The organism is Streptomyces sp. NRRL S-87, from assembly GCF_000719335.1.
In the GTDB taxonomy this organism is placed as follows: domain Bacteria; phylum Actinomycetota; class Actinomycetes; order Streptomycetales; family Streptomycetaceae; genus Streptomyces.
The window spans coordinates 14,532-32,699 of record NZ_JOGB01000016.1 but is presented as its reverse complement, the minus strand read 5'-3'; the positions used below and the strand labels follow the sequence as shown (position 1 = coordinate 32,699).

Sequence of the window (18,168 nt, the reverse complement as noted above, 5' to 3'; positions counted from 1 at the left end):
GTTGAGTTGCTTGATCGGACCTGACGCAGCAGGCTTCACTTCTGGTCTTACTTCTTGACACGAGAGGGACAGCGTGCTCGCAGACCCCGCGCACCCGCCGGAACCCGTCGACCTCGCCGGCCCCGGCGATCCGATGGAACGCCTCTCCCCGCTGGACCTCGCGTTCTGGCGCATCGAGTCCGCCCGCCACCCCATGCACCTCGGCGCCCTCGCCCTCTTCACCGCCGACGGGCCCGGCGCCGCCGCCCGCGCCGCCCGGCTGCTGGCCGAGCGCAGTGCCCACGTCCCCGGCCTGCGCCGCCGCATCCAGGACGTCCTCCTCCCCGTGGGCGCCGCCGCCTGGACGTCCGATCCCGGGTTCGACCCCGCCGACCACGTCCGGTTGCTGCCCGGCCGCCACCCCGACCCGCACCGCACGGCCGGACCGCTCATGGCCCGCCCGCTCGACCGCGGGCGGCCGCCGTGGGAGGCCCACGTGATGGAGGGCGCCGACGAGGGGTCGTTCGCGGTCCTGTTCAAGTTCCACCACGCCCTCACCGACGGTCTCGGCGCCCTCGCCCTGGCCGCCAGGCTGTTCGACGGGGATGAGGCTGGGGCGTCGGGTGGTGGGGCGCCGGGTGGTGGTTCGTCGGCGGCCGCCCCGTCGGCTGTCGCTTCGGGGCGTGCCCGGTCGGGTTCGGGTTCGGGGGCGGGTTCGGCCTCGGGTTCGGGTGCGGGTTCGTTCGTCGGATGGCCCGTGCCTGATCTGCGGCGGCTTCCCGGCACGCTGCTCGCGCGCGTCCAGGACCGCGTCCAGGACCTCGGCCAGGCCCTGGAGATCGGCGCCGCCGTCGCGCGTTCCGGCCTGCCGATCGGCGTCCCCGACGGTCTGACCACTCCGCCCGGCGCCGCAGGCGAGCGCAGTACCGCGGGTGTCACCCTCTGCCTCGACGACGTCCACCGGGTCCGCAAGGCCGCCGGCGGCACCGTCAACGACGTGCTCATCGCCCTCGTCGCGGGTGCGCTGCGCCGCTGGCTGGCCGAGCGCGGTGACCGCGTCACCGGCCCCGGCCCGCGCGCCCTCGTCCCCGTCTCGCGGCGCCGCCCCAAAGGCAAGGGCGCCGGCGGCGCCGGGAACCGGCTCTCGGGCTACCTCGTCCGACTGCCGCTGGCCGAACCCGACCCGCTCGGGCGGCTCGGAGCGGTACGCGCCGACATGGACCGCAACAAGGAGGCCGGCCCGCACCGGGGCGCGGGCGCCGTCGCCCTGCTCGCCGACCACGTCCCCCCGCTCGGCCACCGCCTCGGCGGCCCGCTGGTCGCCCAGGCCGCCAGGCTGCTCTACGACGTCCTCGTCACCAGCGTCCCGCTGCCCGGCCTGACCTTCACGCTCGGCGGTGCCACCCTGCGCGAGGTCCACCCGCTCGCCCCGCTCGCCCAGGGCCAGGCCCTGGCCGTCGCCGTCTCCACGTACAAGGGCGCCGTCCACTACGGCCTGGTCGCCGACTCCGCGGCGGTCCCCGACCTCGACGACCTGGCCCGCGCGCTGCGCGAAGAGCTCGACGGGCTGCTGCGGGCGGCGGACGGGGCGGCGGTCGGGGTCGTGGGGCGGGCCTGAAGAAGTTCGGCACGGCTGCCGGGTCGGGATGGGGGTTTTGAGGGGCAGACGGGACCGGCCCGGCCGTACGGCCGGGCCGGGAAGCACCTCGTACGGGTCAGAGGATGCGCCAGGCGACGGCGTACGGCTGGGCGAACAGCGTGATCCGGTGGGCCCTGACGACGACCTCCACCTCGCCGGACGGGACGGCCTGCCAGTTGACCTGCTCGACGTTGTTGACGCGGTCGAAGCCCGGACTCGTCCCCATGTTGCCGTGCCGCTCCTGGCCACCGGCCCGGACGATCAGGTCGAGGTCGTTCTGGAGCGCATCGCCAGGGGGGTCCGTCCAGACGAGCGTGACCTTCAGGGTGTGGGCCGCCACCCCCTGCGGGACCGTGATCGTGAACGCCCGTTCCTCCCCTTGTTCCAGTGCGTTGGCCTCGACGAAGCCCGCGAGGCCGGCTTCGGTCGGCAGGACGACGGCGCGCTGGAGGTTGACGCGGCCGAAGCCGGAGTTGTTGTTGGGGGAGGCGCCCGCCTCGGACGGCGTGTACTGGCCGGGCAGTTCGTCGGCCCCGTTGATCAGCATGGCCTTGATGAGCGCGGCGGTGGGCTTGGGCGTGCCGTTCTTCACCAGCGTCTCGCGCAGTACCGCCACACACCCGGCGACCAGCGGGGTGGCCATGCTGGTGCCGCTGTCGAACATGTAGGCGGAGTCCGTGGAGGTGCCGAAGGTCCCGCTGTCATCGGCCAGGCGGGAGCGGGCCGAGAGGATCGCGGTCCCGGGGGCGACGACATCGGGCTTGATCCGGCCCTCCCGGCTGGGCCCGCGGCTGCTGAACGCGGCCATGCCCGCGGGGTTGTCCGCCATCCTGTCGTCGTGGATCGGCGGGGCGGGCCACCGCGCCGCTCCGCCGAGCAGCTGGCTGTACGTCTTGGGGATCTCGGGGCGGTTGCCCTCGCTCGCGCCCACGGTGATGACGTTCTTGGCCCCGGCCTGAGCGCTGACGGACCGCATGTTGATGCGGCCGTCCCCGTCCCGGTCTTCGCCGCTGTTGCCCGCGGCGAAGAGGATGACGAAGTCCTTGTTGTCCCAGACCATCTGGTCGGCCTCGCGGGCGGCCGGGTTGTACGGCAGCCCGGGCTGGACGGGGCCCCACGAGTTGGTGTGGATGCGCGCCCCGTCGTCGTTGAAGGGCGGCTCGAACAGGTCGAGGAGGTTGTCCGGGATGCCGGTGAGCTTGAAGTTCTCGTCCATCAAGGACTGGAGGACCAGTCTCGCCTCGGGCGCCGTACCGGTGACGGGGCCGCCCATCGACGCCGACGTCCCGTCCCCGAGGACCGAGCCGGCCACATGGGTGCCGTGGCCGTGCGGGTCGTCGGTGCGCGCGGGGCTCGTACGGCCGAAGGCGACCAGGCGCTTCACGCGGTTGGTGAAGGCGGGGTGCACATTGGTGGTGGACCCCTTGTCGAGACCGGTGTCGGCGACGCACACGATCTGGCCCTCGCCCCGGAACTTCGTGCCGTTGAGCGACACGTGCGCCTGCATGAGGTTGCCCGAGACGGTGTTGTAGAGCGCCTGCTCCGGGACCTCCTCGATCTCCTTCACCTCGTCGAGCGCGGCGAGGGAGGCCAGGTCCTCCTCGCGGACCGTGATGCGCACCTTGCCGCGTACGGGCCGTACGCCGTCGCCGCCACCGGCGGCCGCCGCGATCCGGTCGCGCACTCCGTCCGTGCTCACGTCCACGTCGTCGTGCAGGACGACGTCGACGGTGCGCGTCGCGGGACCCGCGTCGTCCATGGGGTTCGCCAGCTCGGCGACGCTGCTCCGCAGCCGGGGGGACCGGAGCGACGCGCCGATCTTGAAGCCCTTGAAGTACACGTCCGCCCAGGCCACGAACGGCAGGGCGCGTACGGCGTCCAGGTCCGTGGCCTGGTAGCCGCACAGGTACGTGTCGTCGGGGACGTACTCGTGGACCACGACGCCGAGCGCGGCGAGCTGTTCCTTCTCCTCGGCCGTGGGCGGGTGGGTGGTCTGGACGAGGAGGTAGTCGGACGTGGCGGCGTCCTCGTTCGTCAGTGCGTGGGTGGCCAGCTCGTCCGCCTGGGCCAGTGGGTCGACGGTGACGCCGTTGATGGTGATTCGGGACATGCCGAACTCCCGGGGTGCGGGTGTGGGGGGAAGTCGCGCACCGGGGCGGTCTGGTCCTCTGGGGCAGTGCCCGAGCCGGCGCCCGCGCGGCCGGGGTCCGAACGGACCCCCGGCACGCCGGGCTGCGCGTCACTTCTGTTCGGCCAACACGCTAGGCCGGGGCCCGGCCGTCCGCACGCGGACCTCACGGGAGAGGCCCCCATCCGGGCGGGGTGTCCCTCGGGTGGGGGCCTCTCCGTCGACCGGGTGGGTCAGGAGCGGTGGTACTGGACGGGGGCGGGGACCTCGGCGCCCAGTTCCCGCGCGGCGTGCCGGGCCCAGTACGGGTTGCGGAGCAGCTCGCGACCCAGGGCCACGGCGTCGGCCTCGCCGTTGGCCACGATCTTGTCGGCCTGCTCGGGCTCGGTGACCCGGCGGCCAGGGCCCGGCGGGCGGCGGCCGCGAACTGGTCCACGACCTCCGCGATCTGCTCGGCCGTCAGTGCTGCCTTGCGGCCCGCGTGCGCTTGATGCAGTGACTAGCATGCGACACGTGGCAGCCATTCCAAGGGGGAGGGTCCCCGTACGCGAGGGCGGACTACGGCTCGTCGGCGCAGTGCGTCTCAGCCGCTACACGGACGCGTCGACGTCGCCCGAGGTCCAGAAGGAAACCGTGGAGCGGGCCGGCGCCCGTGTGGGCGGAACGTTCGTCGGGTGGGCGGAGGACACCGACGTAAGCGCTCTGAAGACGACGCCGTGGGAGCGTCCCAAGCTTGCCTACTGGCTCGAGCGTCCCGACGAATGGGACGTGATGATCTGGCAACGCATGGACCGCGCCGTTCGCTCCATGGCGGACATGGCCGATCTGGGGCGCTATGCGAAGAAGAACGGCAAGCGGCTGATCTTCGCTTCCGGTCCCGGGGGCGATCGCCTGGAGCTGGACTTCAGTTCGCCCATGTCCGAGTTGATCATGTTGATCCTGGCCTTCGCTGCGCAGCTCGAAGGCCAGACGATCATGGAGCGGAACCAGGGTGCAGCTGCACACCTCCAGTCCCTCGGACGCTGGACCGGTGGCACGCTGCCTTACGGCTACAAGCCTGGCCGGCGCGTCTTCGGCGACGGCAACGAGGGCTGGTGGCTCTATGAGCACACCGACGATGATCCGCGCCGCTCGACGGCCGACATCCGCCGCCGCATGGTCGGAATGGCCACCGCCGGGCGGAACTACAGCGAAATCACGAGGTGGCTCGAGGAATTCGGCGCCATCACTCCAACGAATCACCGGGCGCTCATGGCGACTCCGCCGCGGGATCTCGACGCGGAGAGCCGGTGGCAGATCACGGTAGTGCGTGAACTGCTGCTGTCTCCGACGATGCGCGGACACATCCTGAAGAAGGATGGAACGCTCGTCCGTGGCGAAGAGGGCGCTCCGATCTTGCAAGGAGAGCCGCTCATCGATGATGCGACATGGTACGGCCTTCAGGACGACGCCCTGAAGGCGCGTGCATCAGGCAACGTCGTTCGACGCAAGGACGCTCATCCGCTCCTGAATGTCGTCGTCTGCGGCGCGTGCGACCGGAACATGTACCTGAATTGGTACACGGAGCGGAAAGGCGGACGTGGGGAAAAGGCGAAGCTGACCGGCGTCAAAAAGCAGGTGTTCCGCTGTAACGGCAAGTACCACGCGCCGGGTGAACCCGCTATGACGATCCACGCCGAGCCCGTCATGGAATGGATCACGGGGCAGTTCCTCGCCCATCTTGGCCCTATGCGTCGAACTCAGCTCGTTCGTGTTCCGGGTTCGGACCACCGAGGAGAGATCGCCGACCTAACGGCAGATATCGACGAACTGTCGATGCGGCTCGCGCAGCTTCGCGGACGTGCGGCAGACGTGGTGATGCAGCAGCTTCAGGCGCGCAGCGATCGCCTCGAAGAGCTGGAGGCCACTCCCGTCGTACCCCCACGGGAAGAGGTCGTTCAGCTCGACGTCACATGGGGCGACGACTGGCGGGCGGCGGAAGACTGGACGGCGCGTCGGCACATGCTTATCTCTGCCGGCGTACGAGTGAAGGTGAGCGCTCCGCCCCGTTGGAGAGCACCCGTGGACGAACGCTGTGAGTTCCTCGTGGGGACGCACGTCGACCCGGTGGAGGACATGCTCGCAGACATCGTGGAGTAAGAGCTGTGATGCACGCGCTCTCCGACCCGGTCCGGCTCCTCGTCGTACGGCGGCTGGCCGCGGCCCGGGACGAGCTGGCGTGCTCGTACTTCGAGCTGCCCGTGACCAAGTCGACGAGCACCCACCACTTCCGCGTCCTGCGCGAGAGCGGCGTGATCCGCCAGTGCTACCGGGGCATGGCCAAGCTCAACCGGCTGCGGACGGACGACCTGGACGCGCTCTTCCCCGGACTCCTGGGCAGCGTCCTCGCGGCCGCCGACGCGGAGGCCGGCCGCCTGGCGCAGTGAGCCGGGCGAGGAGGATGCGGGCGCCCCGGTCTACGCCGGCTGCTCCGCGGCCGCCAGCAGCCCCTGCCAGTCCGGGATCTTCACCGAGCCGCGTCCCAGCGACCGCCCCAGCGACCGCTCCGCCGACTCGATCGACAGCCACCCGCCCCACTCCACGGGCCGCAGCCCCGCCGCGCGCAGCGCGGCGAGCGGGTCCGGTGCCACCGGCCGGGCGGCCAGCAGCGCCGCGTCCGCCAGCAGCGATCCCGCCGTCTCCTTCGCGCAGGGCCGGTTGGTGCCGATCACCCCGGTCGGGCCCCGCTTGATCCAGCCGGCCACGTACTCGCCCGGCGCCGGGGCCCCGTCCCGCAGCACCCGCCCGGCCGCGTGCGGCACCGTGCCGCTCGCCGCGTCGAACGGCAGGCCGGGCAGCGGCACCCCCTTGTAGCCGACCGCCCGCAGCACCAGCTGGGCCTCGATGTCCTCGTACGCGCCGGTCCCGCGCACCCGGCCGTCCGGCTCGGCCAGGGTCCGCTCGAAGCGCACCGCGCCGACCCGCCCGTCCGGCCCCGCCAGCAGCTCCACCGGCCGCAGGAAGAACCGCAGCGTGATCCGGCGCGGCAGAGCGGGGTCCGGACCGGCGCCGGCCCAGGCCCGCAGCACCTCCACGTTGCGGCGGTTCACCGCGGGCAGCGCGGCCGGATCCGCGAACGCCGGGTCCAGGGCGAGCTCCGCCGGGTCCACCGAGATCGCCACCCCCGGCAGGGTGCCCAGTTCGCGCAGCTCCTTGGTGGTGAACTTGCCCTGGGCGGGGCCGCGCCGGGCCACCATCCGCACGTCGCGCACCCCGCTGCCCGCCAGCGCCCCGAGGGCCGGCTCGGGCATGTCGGTCGGCCGCAGCTCGTCCTCGCCGCGGGCCAGCATGCGGGTGACGTCCACCGCCACGTTGCCCGCCCCGATCACCACGGCGGACCGGACCCCGTCGAGCGCGAACCCGCCGTCCGCCGCGTCGGGGTGGGCGCTGTACCAGGAGACGAAGTCGGTGGCCGCGCTGACCCCCGGCAGGTCCTCGCCCGGGACGTCCAGCCGGCGGTCCCGGGCGGCCCCCACGCAGTAGACGACCGCGTGGTAGAGCTCCAGCAGCCGCTCCGGGCCGAGCTCCGGGCCGCCGACCTCGACGTTGCCGAGGAACCGGACGCGGTCCTCCTCCAGCACCGTGCGCAGGTTGCCCTGCAGGGATTTGATCTTCTCGTGGTCGGGTGCCACGCCGTACCTGACCAGCCCGTACGGGCAGGGCAGCCGGTCCAGCACGTCGACCCGCACGTCCGGCACGTCGTGCTGCTGGACGAGCGACTGCGCCGTGTAGACCCCGCTCGGACCCGAACCGACGACCGCGACACGAAGCACGGCGGAGCTCCTTCCGCAGGGTGTCTTCAGCATGCCACCGGGGTCCCGGCGAGTCAGCCCATGGACCGCATCCGCTCGATCTCGGCACTCTGTTGGGCGATCACTTCCGTCGCCATCTCCTCCACCGCCCCGTTGTTCCCGCTCTTGAGTGCCTCGCCGGCCATGGTGAGCGCCCCCCGGTGGTGGGCGGTCATGAGCTGGAGGAAGAGCCGGTCGAAGGCCGCGCCGCGCGCCGCCCCGAGCGCGGCCAGCTGCTCCGGGGTGGCCATGCCGGGCATCGCGGCGTGGTCGTGCTCGTGGCCGCCGGCGGGGCGGCCGGCCGCGTGGAAGGACAGCCAGCGCTCCATGGCGCCGATCTCCGGGCCCTGGGCGGCGGCGATCCGCTCCGCCAGGCGCTTGACCGGGGCGGACGCGGCCCGGTCGGGCGCCAGTGCGCTCATCGTCAGGGCCTGCCGGTGGTGGGTGATCATGGATTCGACGTAGCCGAAGTCGGCGGAGTTCGGACTGTCGTCCGGGCGCTCCTTGGCGGCTTCCTCCGCGGTCAGCCGTCGGTTCGGCTCACCCGGTTTCCCCGGTGCCACCACCGCCGGGGCCGCCTTGTCCGTCCCGTCCGGAGCGTCGTCGCAGCCGGTCGACGCCAGGACGAGCGCCGCAGCGGCAAGCCCCAGGCCTAATCGTCGACATGTGCCATCTGTTGCCATGCGCATGATAAGGAACATACTGCCGGGGGCCGTCTTTCGCGCCCGTCGTGCATCAGTGGATCCCAGGAGGATGCAGTGATCGAGTTACGCACCACCCGCCGACGCAGAGGCCGTTGGGGAGCCGCTGCCACGGTGACCGGCCTGCTGGCGGCGTTCCTCGCAGCCGCCCCCGCGGCGGCCACCCCCGACCCCGGCACTGCCCCGGCGGGCCACGACGTCTCCCCGCGCACCGCCGAGCGGGTCCGCGGAGCCATCGCCGCCGGTGACCTCCCCGGCCAGGACGAGGTCGTCCACAGCGCGAACGTCGAGCACGTGGCGAACATCCCCAAGGGCGCGCTGCAGAACTTCAACACCGACCTCGCCTTCCAGGGGAAGTACGCCTACGGCGGCAACTACGACGGCTTCGTCATCTACGACATCAGCCGCCCGGCCGCTCCCCAGGTCGTCACCCAGGTGCTCTGCCCCGGCAGCCAGAACGACGTCTCGGTCTGGAACAACCTGCTCTTCCTGTCGACCGACTCCTCGCGCAGCGACAACTCCTGCAGCAGCGTCCCGCAGCCGGCCTCGGAGAAGTCCTCGTGGGAGGGCATCAAGATCTTCGACGTCAAGGACAAGAAGAACCCGAAGTACATCGCCTCCGTCGAGACCAACTGCGGCTCCCACACCCACACGCTCGTGCCCGGCGGGAACAGCGTCTACCTGTACGTCCAGTCGTACTCGCCCAACGACGCGTTCCCGGACTGCAAGCCCCCGCACGACGGCATCTCGATCGTCAAGGTCCCCAAGAACGCGCCGGAGCAGGCCAAGGTCATCGACTTCCCCGTCCTCTTCCCGGACGGCGGCAACCCCGGCGCGCCCACCAACCCCGGCGTCTCCAAGACCACCGGCTGCCACGACATCACCGTCTACCCCGCGAAGAAGCTCGCCGCCGGCGCCTGCATGGGCGACGGCGTGCTCCTCGACATCAGCAGGCCGGAGCACCCCCGGGTCATCGACCGGGTGCAGGACAACGTCAACTTCGCCTTCTGGCACTCGGCGACCTTCAACGAGCGCGGCGACAAGGTCGTCTTCACCGACGAGCTCGGCGGCGGCGGGGGAGCCACCTGCAACGCGGCCACCGGCCCGAACCGCGGCGCCGACGGCATCTACGACATCACCGGCACCGGTGACCAGCGCAAGCTGGTCTTCCGCAGCTACTACAAGATCGACCGCCACCAGGCCGACACGGAGAACTGCGTGGCCCACAACGGCTCGCTCATCCCGGTCGCCGGCCGCGACATCATGGTGCAGGCCTGGTACCAGGGCGGGGTCTCCGTCTGGGACTTCACCGACTCCGCCCACCCGCGCGAGATCGGCTACTTCGAGCGCGGCCCGCTGTCCACGACCGAGGCGCTCATCGGCGGCTCGTGGTCCGCGTACTACTACAACGGCCACATCTACTCGAGCGACATCGCCAAGGGCTTCGACGTCCTGACGGTCCGCGACCCGCTCACCGACCCGGCCGAGGACGTCTGGATGGACCGGCTCAACGTCCAGTCCCAGCCCGACTACCGCTACTGACCGACGCGCCCTCAGGCCGCGCGCGTACCGTGCGGCAGGGTTCCGCCGGGCGGCTCCCCGTCCGGCGGAACCCCCAGCTCCCAGTCCAGCCCGTACCGCTGGAACAGCTCCGCCCGCAGCCGTGCCGCCGCCATCGGCGCCCCCGGCAGCAGCGCCGCGAACACCGCTCCCATCAGCAGCGCCCGCAGCATCGGGTAGTCGGTGTCCACCGAGTCCGACCCGTACGCCGCCACCACGCCCCGCAGCAGCTCGGCCAGCCGCTGCTGCTCCGGGCACTGCACGAACCCCTCCGCCGAGAGGATCCCCGCCATGTGGGTGCGCATCAGCAGGGGCTGCTCCCGCGCCAGGCCCAGGATCGCGTCGATCGCCCGGGCCAGCAGCTCCCGACCGTCGTCGGTGCGCGGTTCGCGTTCGAGGGCCGCGGCGAGGCTCCGGTGCATCAGCCGGTGCACGGCGGACTGCAGCAGCTGCCGCTTGCCCGGAAAGTAGTACGACACGAGACCGCGGGCCGCTCCGGCCCGGTCCGCGATGTCCGCGAGGGTCGTCGCCTCGTAACCACGTTCGGCCACGAGCTCGACCGTCGCCTGCAGCAGGCGCTCCCGGGAACGTCTGCGCAACTCTTCATTGACCGACGGGCTGCGCGGGGACATGCTTAACTCCTGCGTTGACTGGCTCCCAGCCAATATACTCAGCGCACTCCGTCCCGGGGCCGTTCCGACGTGCTCGCGATCGCGTTCCCGCGACGGTCCGGCTGCCGGCGCTGGGGCGACGCGGGGGATCGTCCCAGCTCCGGCACCGTCATGCCCGTGCGGTCGCCCGCCTGCGCAACGCCGGACGGTCTTGCCCACGCTCCCGTCAGCGAACTCCGGGCTCACGACTTCACGAGAGCCCCGACGCCCACCCGCTCCCCGCGACCCGGGTCACCGTCTCACGAGAGTGCCGCCGCCCACCCCACCCCCGACACCGGCCCACACCACAGGGCGGAGGCCCCGCAGAGCGAGCCCCCGACACTCCGACCCCGCCCCACCCCCACCCCTCACCCCAGCGCGCTGAGCCCCGGCGCGAAGGCCACCAGCAGCGGCACGGCCGGCACCAGCGCGGCCGCGGCCGTCAGACGCAGCCGCCGGAACGCGGTCAGGCGGGGCTGCGCCGCCAGCAACCTCCGCACCCGCTCCGGGACATGGGACTGGGGGGCCGCGCCTGGCCCGAACACGCCCTTGTCCTCGTTGAGTTCGACCAACGCCAGAGCCACCGTCAGCCGGCCGAAGCGGCGCGAGGCCACGTCGTCGGCGGCCAGTTCCACCAGCCGGTGCATCTCCGCCCGGAACGCCGCGAACACCGGCACCTGCGGGAACCCGCCCGCCAGCGCCCCCGCGCAGTGCAGCAGCCAGTCGTGCCGGGCCGTGGCGTGCCCCTGCTCGTGCGCGAGCACGGCGTCCAGTTGACGGCCCTTGAGCCGGCGCAGCGCGCCCGTGGAGACCACCAGACGCGGATCCGTGCCCGCCAGCCACCACGCGTCGGGCCGCGGGGCCTCCAGAATGACCAGGTCCCCCGCGGCGGGCCGCTCACCCGGCAGCAGCGGTGCCCGTTCACGGAGTTCGGCCCGCCGGTACCTGCGTCCGGCCCGCGCCCGCAGCACCTCGCCGGTCAGCATCGCCGCGGTCCACACCCCGCCGAGGGCCAGCACCAGGGCCGTTCCGGCCGCCCACGTGCCGCCCTCGCCCAGCCCGTACGCGTCGGCCACCCCGTGCGGCGCCCCGGCGAACACCCGTCCCCGCACGGCCGACCAGGCGGCCGAGGCGCTGAGCACCATGGACAGCCCGAAGCACAGCAGGACGGCGGCGACCACGCACTGCCACACCCACAGCGCCACCACGGGTTCGCGGTCGGTCCAGTCGGCACGGGCCAGCAGGCGCGGAGCGACAAGAGCGGTCAGGACGCCGAGCACGAGGAGTACGGCGGGGACCATCATGGCGTCACCCTACGAGCGCGCCCCTACCCCCGGGTATGCCCCCGCACCCCAAGTGACGGAGACCACGTCGAGCAGCTAGACGGGAACTCCCGCCCCCCCACCCACAGAAGACACGCACGAGCCACGTCACATCCCGAGCAGCATCGCCAGCATCCCGAACCCCATGGCCAGCCGGCACGCCTCGGTGACCTCGCGACGCACGGCCCAGACCCCCTTGACCGCGGCCGGTCCCGCGGCCGCCGGGAGCCCGGCCCCGGGGCTGAGCGCCGCCGGGACCAGACGCGTGCCACCGTGCAGGACGTACACCGTGTAATAGAGGAGGAGCAGCCCGGTCACCACAGGCACCCCGCCCGCACCGCCGTGCCCGTGGTGTCCGCCGCCCGGCAGCATCCCCGCCGCCATGTAGACCATCGCCAGGGAGCCCACCAGGTGGTGCACGTGGTGGTGCCCGCCCCGCCGCGCGGCCCACAGCGCGTGCCCCGCCGCGCCCACGAACACCGCGCCCAGCAGCCGTCCCCCGTCGTCCGCCCACCGCCCGGCGACCGGCAGCGCTGCCATCGCCGCCATGCCGAAGCCCATCAGCGCCTCGGCGCCCGCCCCGACCCGGTCCTGCGCGGACTCCGCGCGCAGCCGACGTAGGCAGTACGCGCCGCTCAGCACGCACAGTGCCACGAGCAGCCAGCCAGGCGTAGCCGTCGCCTCGTGCACGAGGACCTCCCCTCCCTCGGGGGAGGGATGCCCGCCCCGGCGGGGGCGCACGCGGGCGCAGAGGGGCAGTGGGGCGGGGCCGCACGCACCCCGCCCCCTTTACGCGCCGCTGAGCGCGCCCGGGATAGGCTCGTCGGACCCCGCGCCGCGTGCTCCGGCCCGCCCGCGTGGCCCCGGGCACGCGCCACGCCCGGCACCGGCCGTACCGAGAACGGAGACCGTCCATGGAACCGAGCACCGTCCGTACCGAGGCAGCGCCGTCCTTCCGGCCCGCCGTCCTCGAGGACGTGCCGGCACTCGTGGCGCTGGTGGAGTCGGCCTACCGCGGTGACTCCAGCCGGGGCGGCTGGACCACCGAGGCGGACATCCTCGACGGCCAGCGCACCGACCCCGACGGGGTGCGCGCCGTGATCGAGGATCCGGCGAGCATCCTGCTCGTGGTCGAGCAGGACGGCGAGCTCGTGGCCTGCTGCCAGCTCGAACACCGGGGCGAATGCGCGTACTTCGGCATGTTCGCCGTACGTCCGGCGCTCCAGGGCGCGGGCCTCGGCAAGGTGATCATCGCCGAGGCCGAGCGTCGGGTCCGGGCCGACTGGGGCGCCCGCGAGATGCAGATGACCGTCATCTCCGTCCGCGAGGAGCTGATCGCCTGGTACGAGCGCCGCGGCTACCGGCGCACCGGCGAGACCAGCCCCTTCCCGTACGGGGACGAGCGTTTCGGCCTCCCGCGCCGTCCGGACCTGGAGTTCGAGCTCCTCGTCAAGGTCCTCTGAACCAACCCTCGCCCTCAACGCCGAGCCCTGAGCCCTCAACCGGCCTCGGCCCTCAACCGGCCTCGGCCCTCAACCGACCTCGGCCCTCAGCCGACGTCGGCCCTCAACCGACCTCGCCCCCCACGACCTCACCCCACCTTCAGGCAGTGAACCGGCCGGTCCGCCGGATCTCCGGGAAGTCGGTCGTCGCCCCGTCGAGTTCGAGGGCCCGTGCCAGCCGCAGCTGCTCCAGCGTGTTGACCGTCCAGCCGGTCACCCGCAGCCCGGCCGCGTGCGCGGACTCGACGGTCTCCAGCGTGAGCCGGCGCAGGTTGAGGGCCAGCGTCTCCACGCCCGCCGCCAGCGCCCGGTCGACGACGTCCTCGCCGTACCGGCTCGCGGTCAGGGTGGTGCGCACGCCCGGCACGAGGCGGGCGATCTCGGCGAGGGCCGCGTCGTGGAAGGAGGAGACCTCCACGCGCGCGGTCAGGTCGCGGCTGAGCATGACCTCGGCGAGGGCGGTGGCTGCGGCGAGGTCCCGGACCTCCGCCTGCAACGGGGCCCGGACCGCGTCCAGAACCTCCTCGAACACCGGGATCCGCTCGCCCTGCCCGGCGTCGAGCTCGCGCAGTTCGGCGAGGGTCAGATCGGCGACGGCACCCGAGCCGTCGGTGGTGCGGTCCACCTCGGCGTCGTGCACGGCGACGAGGACGCCGTCCTTGCTCAGCTGGAGGTCGAGCGCGATGACGTCCATGCCGGAGCGTTCCGCGCGGACGAACGAGCGGAGGGTGTTCTCGGGTTCGACGCCCATGACCCCGCGATGACCGATGGTGAGGAAAGTCAAGGTTCTCTCGCTTCCGTCGACGGCGGCTCACCGCACGGCGGCCCTGACCGCCCGCGCGGTAAGCAGGCAGCGTAGTGGGCCGTGCGCGGATTGAGACCGTCCGTGCACGCACTGTCGCGACGTCCTTGGCCAGGAGGGGACTGGCCTCCGGCGCCGGGCGGGGCCGCCCGGTCCCGTTGCGCGTCACCCGGGCGTGGGCGCGTCTTCCGGGTCTTGACGCGGCGAGCGCGCCGGTCCCGGCTCAGCCGCCATCGCCGGGCGCTCGTACGGTCGCACCGGCCCCCGCGCCAGCACCGGCCCCGGCACCAGCACCGCCACCAGCCCCGGAACCAGCACCCGCACCCACACCCACACCCGCACCCGCACCCGCACCCCCGCCGACCCACCCCCTCACCTCCCCCCTGCTGGCCGAAACGCACCGCCTGCCGCCCGCCCGCAGGGTGACTGCGGAGTGTGATCGCTGCGCGACGACGGGGCGGCGTACGTCCCGGGCCCAGCGTGCGGCCGGCGTCCCGGCGCGGGAGGATGCGTACCCGGGGATGTACCACGGCTCCCTCGCCCTCGCGGGCCTGCTCGGGTAGGCGGACCAGGCCCTCGCGGGGATCGGCGAAGGCGTCGCCGCGACGGTGGGTGACGGGAAGACTTACGGTCGAGCGGGGGGTTCCGCAGAATAATTTATTGATCCCCCTCTTGAGCGGAAGAGCCTCGCATGCATACGCTGTGTTGACGTGAGGTTCTCCTGTGGAGGAAGTGACATGACGGAAACTCTTGTGCCGGGCGCCGACGGTGGCGTGATAACCGCCGGTCAGCGGGTGGTGGACCACCCGGCATGGCCCGTGCTCAAGGCCGCCGTGGAAGAGATCCGGCCTTGGCAGTCCAAGGACGGCTCGATCGACTTCGACGCCGAGGGCGCTCCCCAGTCGGCGACGGTCGCCGCCGTCGTCGAGCGCATGATCGGCGCGGTGCAGGAGCTCTCCCCCCTGCTGCCCCACGCGAAGGCCTACCACGAGGCCCTCGTCTCCGACCTGCGCAAGTGGGTCGCCGACGGCTTCCAGGTGCCGGACTTCCTCGACTCGCTGCTGGCCTTCCAGCCGGCCGCCGAGCGCGCCGACGGCCTGCAGCACCTCGTGGTCTTCCCGATGTACACGCAGAACGGCAACCTCGACCGCAACTTCGAGGCCGTCGCCCTGAAGATGGTGTGGCCCGACTGGCTCGCCGAGCTGGAGCGCACGCGCTACGACAACCCGCTCTTCCTGGGCATCACCTTCCAGGACTTCACCGCGGGCTACGACACCAACTCCGCCGTGCTGTTCCCGGAGACCATCGCCGTCCGCGAGGCCCCCGAGCGCTTCAGCTGGGGCGGCATCTTCTGCGACCGCGAGGCCGCCCGCTTCCGCGTGGTGACCGAGGCCGCCGTCGAGACCCTGGGCCTGGAGCTGCCGGAGGACATCCGCGAGATGCTCGGCGACCAGGACCGCTGCGAGAAGGCGTTCGTGCTGTGGGACATGGTCCACGACCGCACCCACAGCCACGGCGACCTGCCGTTCGACCCCTTCATGATCAAGCAGCGCCAGCCGTTCTGGATGTACGGCCTGGAGGAGCTGCGCTGCGACCTCACCGCCTTCAAGGAGGCCGTGAAGCTCGACGCCGAGGGCAACGAGCACGGCCGTGACGTGCAGTACGCCGTCCTCTTCGACCGCATGTTCCGCTTCCCGCTGACCGGTGACCGCAACCGGAACTACGACGGTCTCGGCGGCCAGCTGCTCTTCGCGTACCTGCACAAGCACGACGTGATCCGCTGGACCGACAACAAGCTTAAGATCGACTGGACGCGTGCGCCGGAGATCACCAACCAGCTCTGCGCGGAGATCGAGAAGCTGTACCGCGACGGCATCGACCGTCCGAAGCTGGTGCACTGGTTCAAGGCGTACGAGCTGGTCTCCACCTACCTGGCCCCGCACCCGGGCTCCAAGTGGGCCAAGGGCGCCGACGCGCTCGACCTGACGCAGCCGCCGCGCAAGCTCGTCGACGACGTGCTTCCCGACGAGTTTCCGCTCAGCATGTTCTTTGAGGCCCTCGCCAAGAAGCTCAAGGGCGTGATCGCCTCGACCAAGGGCATCACGGCGGAGGACGCCGAGCGAGTGGCCGCGTGACGGACCACGCGGACGAGGCCTCCGGGGCGGCACACGCCGCGGAGGCCCCCACGAGTGCCAACGACAACGGGGACGGGAACGCGAACGTGAACGCAAGCACGAACGGCAACAACGGTCCGCTCAGCGGCGCGGTGGTCGCCGTCGCCGGCGCCGGCGGCCCCGCCGGCAGCGCGGCGGTACTGCGACTGGCCGAGGCGGGTGCCACGGTCGTCGCCTGCGACGCCGACCCGGCCCGCCTCGCGGAGGCCGTGGACGCCGCCCGCTACGCGCACGGCGGCGCCACCGTGATCGGCGACACCGTCGACCTGCTCGACCTGGACGCCACCAAGGAGTGGGTCGCCCGGACCGAGAAGGAGTTCGGCCGGGTCGACGGCCTGGTCCACCTGGTCGGCGGCTGGCGCGGGGCGGACTCGTTCACCGAGTCGCGGCCGGAGGACTGGGAACTGCTCGAGAAGCTCCTGATCCGTACGGTCCAGAACACCTCGATGGCCTTCCACGACGCCCTGCAGCGCTCCGGCAACGGCCGCTACGTCCTGGTCAGCCAGGTCGGCGCGCACAAGCCGGTGGCGAACAACGCCGCGTACAACGCGGGCAAGGCGGCGGCCGAGGCGTGGACGCTGGCCATGGCCGACTCGTTCCGCAAGGCCGGCGGCGACGAGGGTCCCGCCGCCGCGGCTACGATCTTGGTCATCAAGGCACTGGTGCACGACGCGATGCGCGCCGAGCGTCCCAATGCGAAGTTCGCGGGCTTCACCGACGTCAAGGAGCTGGCCGAGGCCATCATCGGCGTCTGGGAGCAGCCCGCCCCTGAAGTGAACGGACAGCGTCTGTGGCTCACCCCGCAACCCTGAGGACCGACGCCCGCCGGCACCACGATCCGGCGGTACGCGGCTTCGCCTCCGACAACTACGCGGGAGCGCACCCGGAGATCCTCGAGGCGATCGCCCTCGCCAACGGCGGCCACCAGGTCGCCTACGGCGAGGACGAGTACACCGAGCACCTCCAGAAGGTCATCCGCAGCCACTTCGGCCCGTACGCGGAAGCCTTCCCGGTCTTCAACGGCACCGGCGCGAACGTCACCGCCCTCCAGGCGATGACCGACCGCTGGGGCGCGGTGATCTGCGCGAAGACCGCCCACATCAACGTCGATGAGGGCGGCGCTCCGGAGCGGATGGCGGGCATCAAGCTGCTCGCCGTCCCTACCCCGGACGGCAAGCTGACGCCCGAGCTGATCGACCAGGAGGCCTGGGGCTTCGAGGACGAGCACCGGGCGATGCCGCAGGTGGTCTCGATCACCCAGAACACCGAGCTGGGCACGGTCTACACCCCGGACGAGATCCGGGCCATCTGCGAGCACGCCCACGGGCTCGGCATGAAGGTCCACCTCGACGGGGCCCGGATAGCCAACGCCGCGGCTTCGCTGGACGTGCCGATGCGCACGTTCACGAACGCGGTGGGCGTCGACGTGCTGTCGTACGGCGGCACGAAGAACGGCATGCTCTTCGGCGAGGCCGTGGTGGTCGTCAACCCGGACGCGGTCCGGCAGATGAAGCACGTGCGCAAGATGTCGATGCAGCTCGCGTCGAAGATGCGGTTCGTGTCGGTGCAGCTGGAGGCCCTGCTCGCCAAGGACCTGTGGCTGCGCAACGCGCGGCACGCCAACGCGATGGCGCAGCGCCTCGCCGCGGGCGTCCGGCACGTCGACGGGGTGGAGATCCTCTACCCGGTGCAGGCCAACGCGGTCTTCGCGAAGCTGCCGCACGAGGTGACGCTGCGCCTGCAGAAGCGTTACCGCTTCTACTTCTGGGACGAGGCCGCCGGCCACGTCCGGTGGATGTGCGGCTTCGACACCACGGAGAACGACGTCGACGGCTTCCTCCAGGCACTCAAGGAAGAGATGGCCCGGTAGCGCCGACGGCT

General features: G+C 72.1%; 16 protein-coding genes and 1 pseudogene. 9 read left to right on the top strand and 8 right to left on the bottom strand.

The window, feature by feature from the left end; translation table 11 throughout:
- The first annotated feature begins 133 nt into the window (after positions 1-133).
- The gene (locus IF43_RS0112315; RefSeq protein ID WP_063753322.1) at positions 134-1,597 is read left to right on the top strand and encodes a wax ester/triacylglycerol synthase family O-acyltransferase; all 1,464 of its coding nucleotides are present in this window, start codon (positions 134-136) and stop codon (positions 1,595-1,597) included.
- Positions 1,598-1,694: 97 nt separating this feature from the next.
- On the opposite strand, the gene IF43_RS0112310 is transcribed toward IF43_RS0112315, so the two are convergent.
- Together IF43_RS0112310 and IF43_RS40630 are read right to left on the bottom strand one after the other, a co-directional pair.
- Complete coding sequence (locus tag IF43_RS0112310; protein WP_030198369.1) at positions 1,695-3,728, bottom strand: S8 family serine peptidase; 2,034 nt, start codon at positions 3,726-3,728, stop codon at positions 1,695-1,697.
- Positions 3,729-3,979: 251 nt separating this feature from the next.
- Positions 3,980-4,138 (bottom strand): annotated as a pseudogene (locus tag IF43_RS40630) (NADH:flavin oxidoreductase/NADH oxidase); the annotation flags it as partial.
- 121 nt (positions 4,139-4,259) lie between these two features.
- Between IF43_RS40630 and IF43_RS0112300 the strand changes: the two are divergent.
- Together IF43_RS0112300 and IF43_RS0112295 are read left to right on the top strand one after the other, a co-directional pair.
- On the top strand, positions 4,260-5,885 hold the full coding sequence (locus IF43_RS0112300; RefSeq protein ID WP_158939288.1) for a recombinase family protein: 1,626 nt from the start codon (positions 4,260-4,262) through the stop codon (positions 5,883-5,885).
- Positions 5,886-5,890: 5 nt separating this feature from the next.
- The gene (locus IF43_RS0112295; RefSeq protein ID WP_051795210.1) at positions 5,891-6,172 is read left to right on the top strand and encodes a helix-turn-helix transcriptional regulator; all 282 of its coding nucleotides are present in this window, start codon (positions 5,891-5,893) and stop codon (positions 6,170-6,172) included.
- Positions 6,173-6,202: 30 nt separating this feature from the next.
- Here the strand turns inward: IF43_RS0112295 and IF43_RS0112290 are convergent, their stop codons facing one another.
- Together IF43_RS0112290 and IF43_RS0112285 are read right to left on the bottom strand one after the other, a co-directional pair.
- Positions 6,203-7,558 carry an FAD-dependent oxidoreductase gene (locus IF43_RS0112290; RefSeq protein ID WP_030198352.1) on the bottom strand — a complete coding sequence of 452 codons (1,356 nt, stop codon included), beginning with the start codon at positions 7,556-7,558 and terminating at the stop codon, positions 6,203-6,205.
- A 53-nt stretch (positions 7,559-7,611) separates the two neighbouring features.
- Positions 7,612-8,259 (bottom strand): DUF305 domain-containing protein, encoded by a 648-nt coding sequence (locus IF43_RS0112285; RefSeq protein ID WP_107048478.1) that lies wholly within the window; start codon positions 8,257-8,259, stop codon positions 7,612-7,614.
- A 75-nt stretch (positions 8,260-8,334) separates the two neighbouring features.
- Here IF43_RS0112285 and IF43_RS0112280 point away from each other — a divergent pair, with 75 nt between their 5' ends.
- Positions 8,335-9,819: an LVIVD repeat-containing protein gene (locus tag IF43_RS0112280; protein WP_030198345.1), complete on the top strand. Its 1,485-nt coding sequence runs from the start codon at positions 8,335-8,337 to the stop codon at positions 9,817-9,819.
- An 11-nt stretch (positions 9,820-9,830) separates the two neighbouring features.
- Here IF43_RS0112280 and IF43_RS0112275 read toward each other — a convergent pair whose 3' ends face one another.
- The 3 genes from IF43_RS0112275 to IF43_RS0112265 all read right to left on the bottom strand — a co-directional run bounded on the left by IF43_RS0112275 (position 9,831) and on the right by IF43_RS0112265 (position 12,499).
- Positions 9,831-10,469 (bottom strand): TetR/AcrR family transcriptional regulator, encoded by a 639-nt coding sequence (locus tag IF43_RS0112275; protein WP_030198344.1) that lies wholly within the window; start codon positions 10,467-10,469, stop codon positions 9,831-9,833.
- Positions 10,470-10,855: 386 nt separating this feature from the next.
- The gene (locus tag IF43_RS0112270) at positions 10,856-11,791 is read right to left on the bottom strand and encodes a M56 family metallopeptidase (RefSeq protein WP_030198339.1); all 936 of its coding nucleotides are present in this window, start codon (positions 11,789-11,791) and stop codon (positions 10,856-10,858) included.
- Positions 11,792-11,917: 126 nt separating this feature from the next.
- Positions 11,918-12,499 carry a DUF5134 domain-containing protein gene (locus IF43_RS0112265; RefSeq protein ID WP_030198337.1) on the bottom strand — a complete coding sequence of 194 codons (582 nt, stop codon included), beginning with the start codon at positions 12,497-12,499 and terminating at the stop codon, positions 11,918-11,920.
- Between the two features lie 224 nt (positions 12,500-12,723).
- Here IF43_RS0112265 and IF43_RS0112260 point away from each other — a divergent pair, with 224 nt between their 5' ends.
- Entirely contained in the window at positions 12,724-13,272 is a 549-nt protein-coding gene (locus tag IF43_RS0112260; RefSeq protein ID WP_030198334.1) for a GNAT family N-acetyltransferase, read from the top strand.
- A gap of 139 nt (positions 13,273-13,411) precedes the next feature.
- Here the strand turns inward: IF43_RS0112260 and IF43_RS0112255 are convergent, their stop codons facing one another.
- A complete protein-coding gene (locus IF43_RS0112255; RefSeq protein WP_078910101.1) occupies positions 13,412-14,095 on the bottom strand; it encodes a glycerophosphodiester phosphodiesterase family protein in 684 nt (227 codons plus the stop codon).
- Between the two features lie 74 nt (positions 14,096-14,169).
- Between IF43_RS0112255 and IF43_RS43460 the strand changes: the two genes are divergently transcribed.
- The 4 genes from IF43_RS43460 to IF43_RS0112240 all read left to right on the top strand — a co-directional run bounded on the left by IF43_RS43460 (position 14,170) and on the right by IF43_RS0112240 (position 18,157).
- Positions 14,170-14,676: an alpha/beta hydrolase fold domain-containing protein gene (locus IF43_RS43460; protein WP_078910100.1), complete on the top strand. Its 507-nt coding sequence runs from the start codon at positions 14,170-14,172 to the stop codon at positions 14,674-14,676.
- A 174-nt stretch (positions 14,677-14,850) separates the two neighbouring features.
- Entirely contained in the window at positions 14,851-16,248 is a 1,398-nt protein-coding gene (locus IF43_RS0112250) for a DUF6421 family protein (protein WP_030198329.1), read from the top strand.
- 86 nt (positions 16,249-16,334) lie between these two features.
- Positions 16,335-17,099, top strand: coding sequence for an SDR family oxidoreductase (locus IF43_RS0112245; RefSeq protein ID WP_030198327.1), 765 nt, complete (start codon positions 16,335-16,337; stop codon positions 17,097-17,099).
- The gene (locus IF43_RS0112240) at positions 17,096-18,157 is read left to right on the top strand and encodes a low specificity L-threonine aldolase (protein ID WP_199922718.1); all 1,062 of its coding nucleotides are present in this window, start codon (positions 17,096-17,098) and stop codon (positions 18,155-18,157) included. The genes IF43_RS0112245 and IF43_RS0112240 overlap by 4 nt, the downstream gene beginning before the upstream one ends.
- The last annotated feature ends 11 nt before the right edge of the window (positions 18,158-18,168 follow it).

What these genes read in the sequence shown, in the direction of transcription:
- IF43_RS0112315 (WP_063753322.1), top strand. Translation starts at nt 134, where the DNA reads ATGGAACGCCTCTCCCCGCTGGACCTCGCGTTCTGGCGCATCGAGTCC.
- IF43_RS0112275 (WP_030198344.1), bottom strand. Translation starts at nt 10,469, where the DNA reads ATGTCCCCGCGCAGCCCGTCGGTCAATGAAGAGTTGCGCAGACGTTCC.
- IF43_RS0112260 (WP_030198334.1), top strand. Translation starts at nt 12,724, where the DNA reads ATGGAACCGAGCACCGTCCGTACCGAGGCAGCGCCGTCCTTCCGGCCC.
- IF43_RS0112270 (WP_030198339.1), bottom strand. Translation starts at nt 11,791, where the DNA reads ATGATGGTCCCCGCCGTACTCCTCGTGCTCGGCGTCCTGACCGCTCTT.
- IF43_RS0112310 (WP_030198369.1), bottom strand. Translation starts at nt 3,728, where the DNA reads ATGTCCCGAATCACCATCAACGGCGTCACCGTCGACCCACTGGCCCAG.
- IF43_RS0112285 (WP_107048478.1), bottom strand. Translation starts at nt 8,259, where the DNA reads ATGGCAACAGATGGCACATGTCGACGATTAGGCCTGGGGCTTGCCGCT.
- IF43_RS0112250 (WP_030198329.1), top strand. Translation starts at nt 14,851, where the DNA reads ATGACGGAAACTCTTGTGCCGGGCGCCGACGGTGGCGTGATAACCGCC.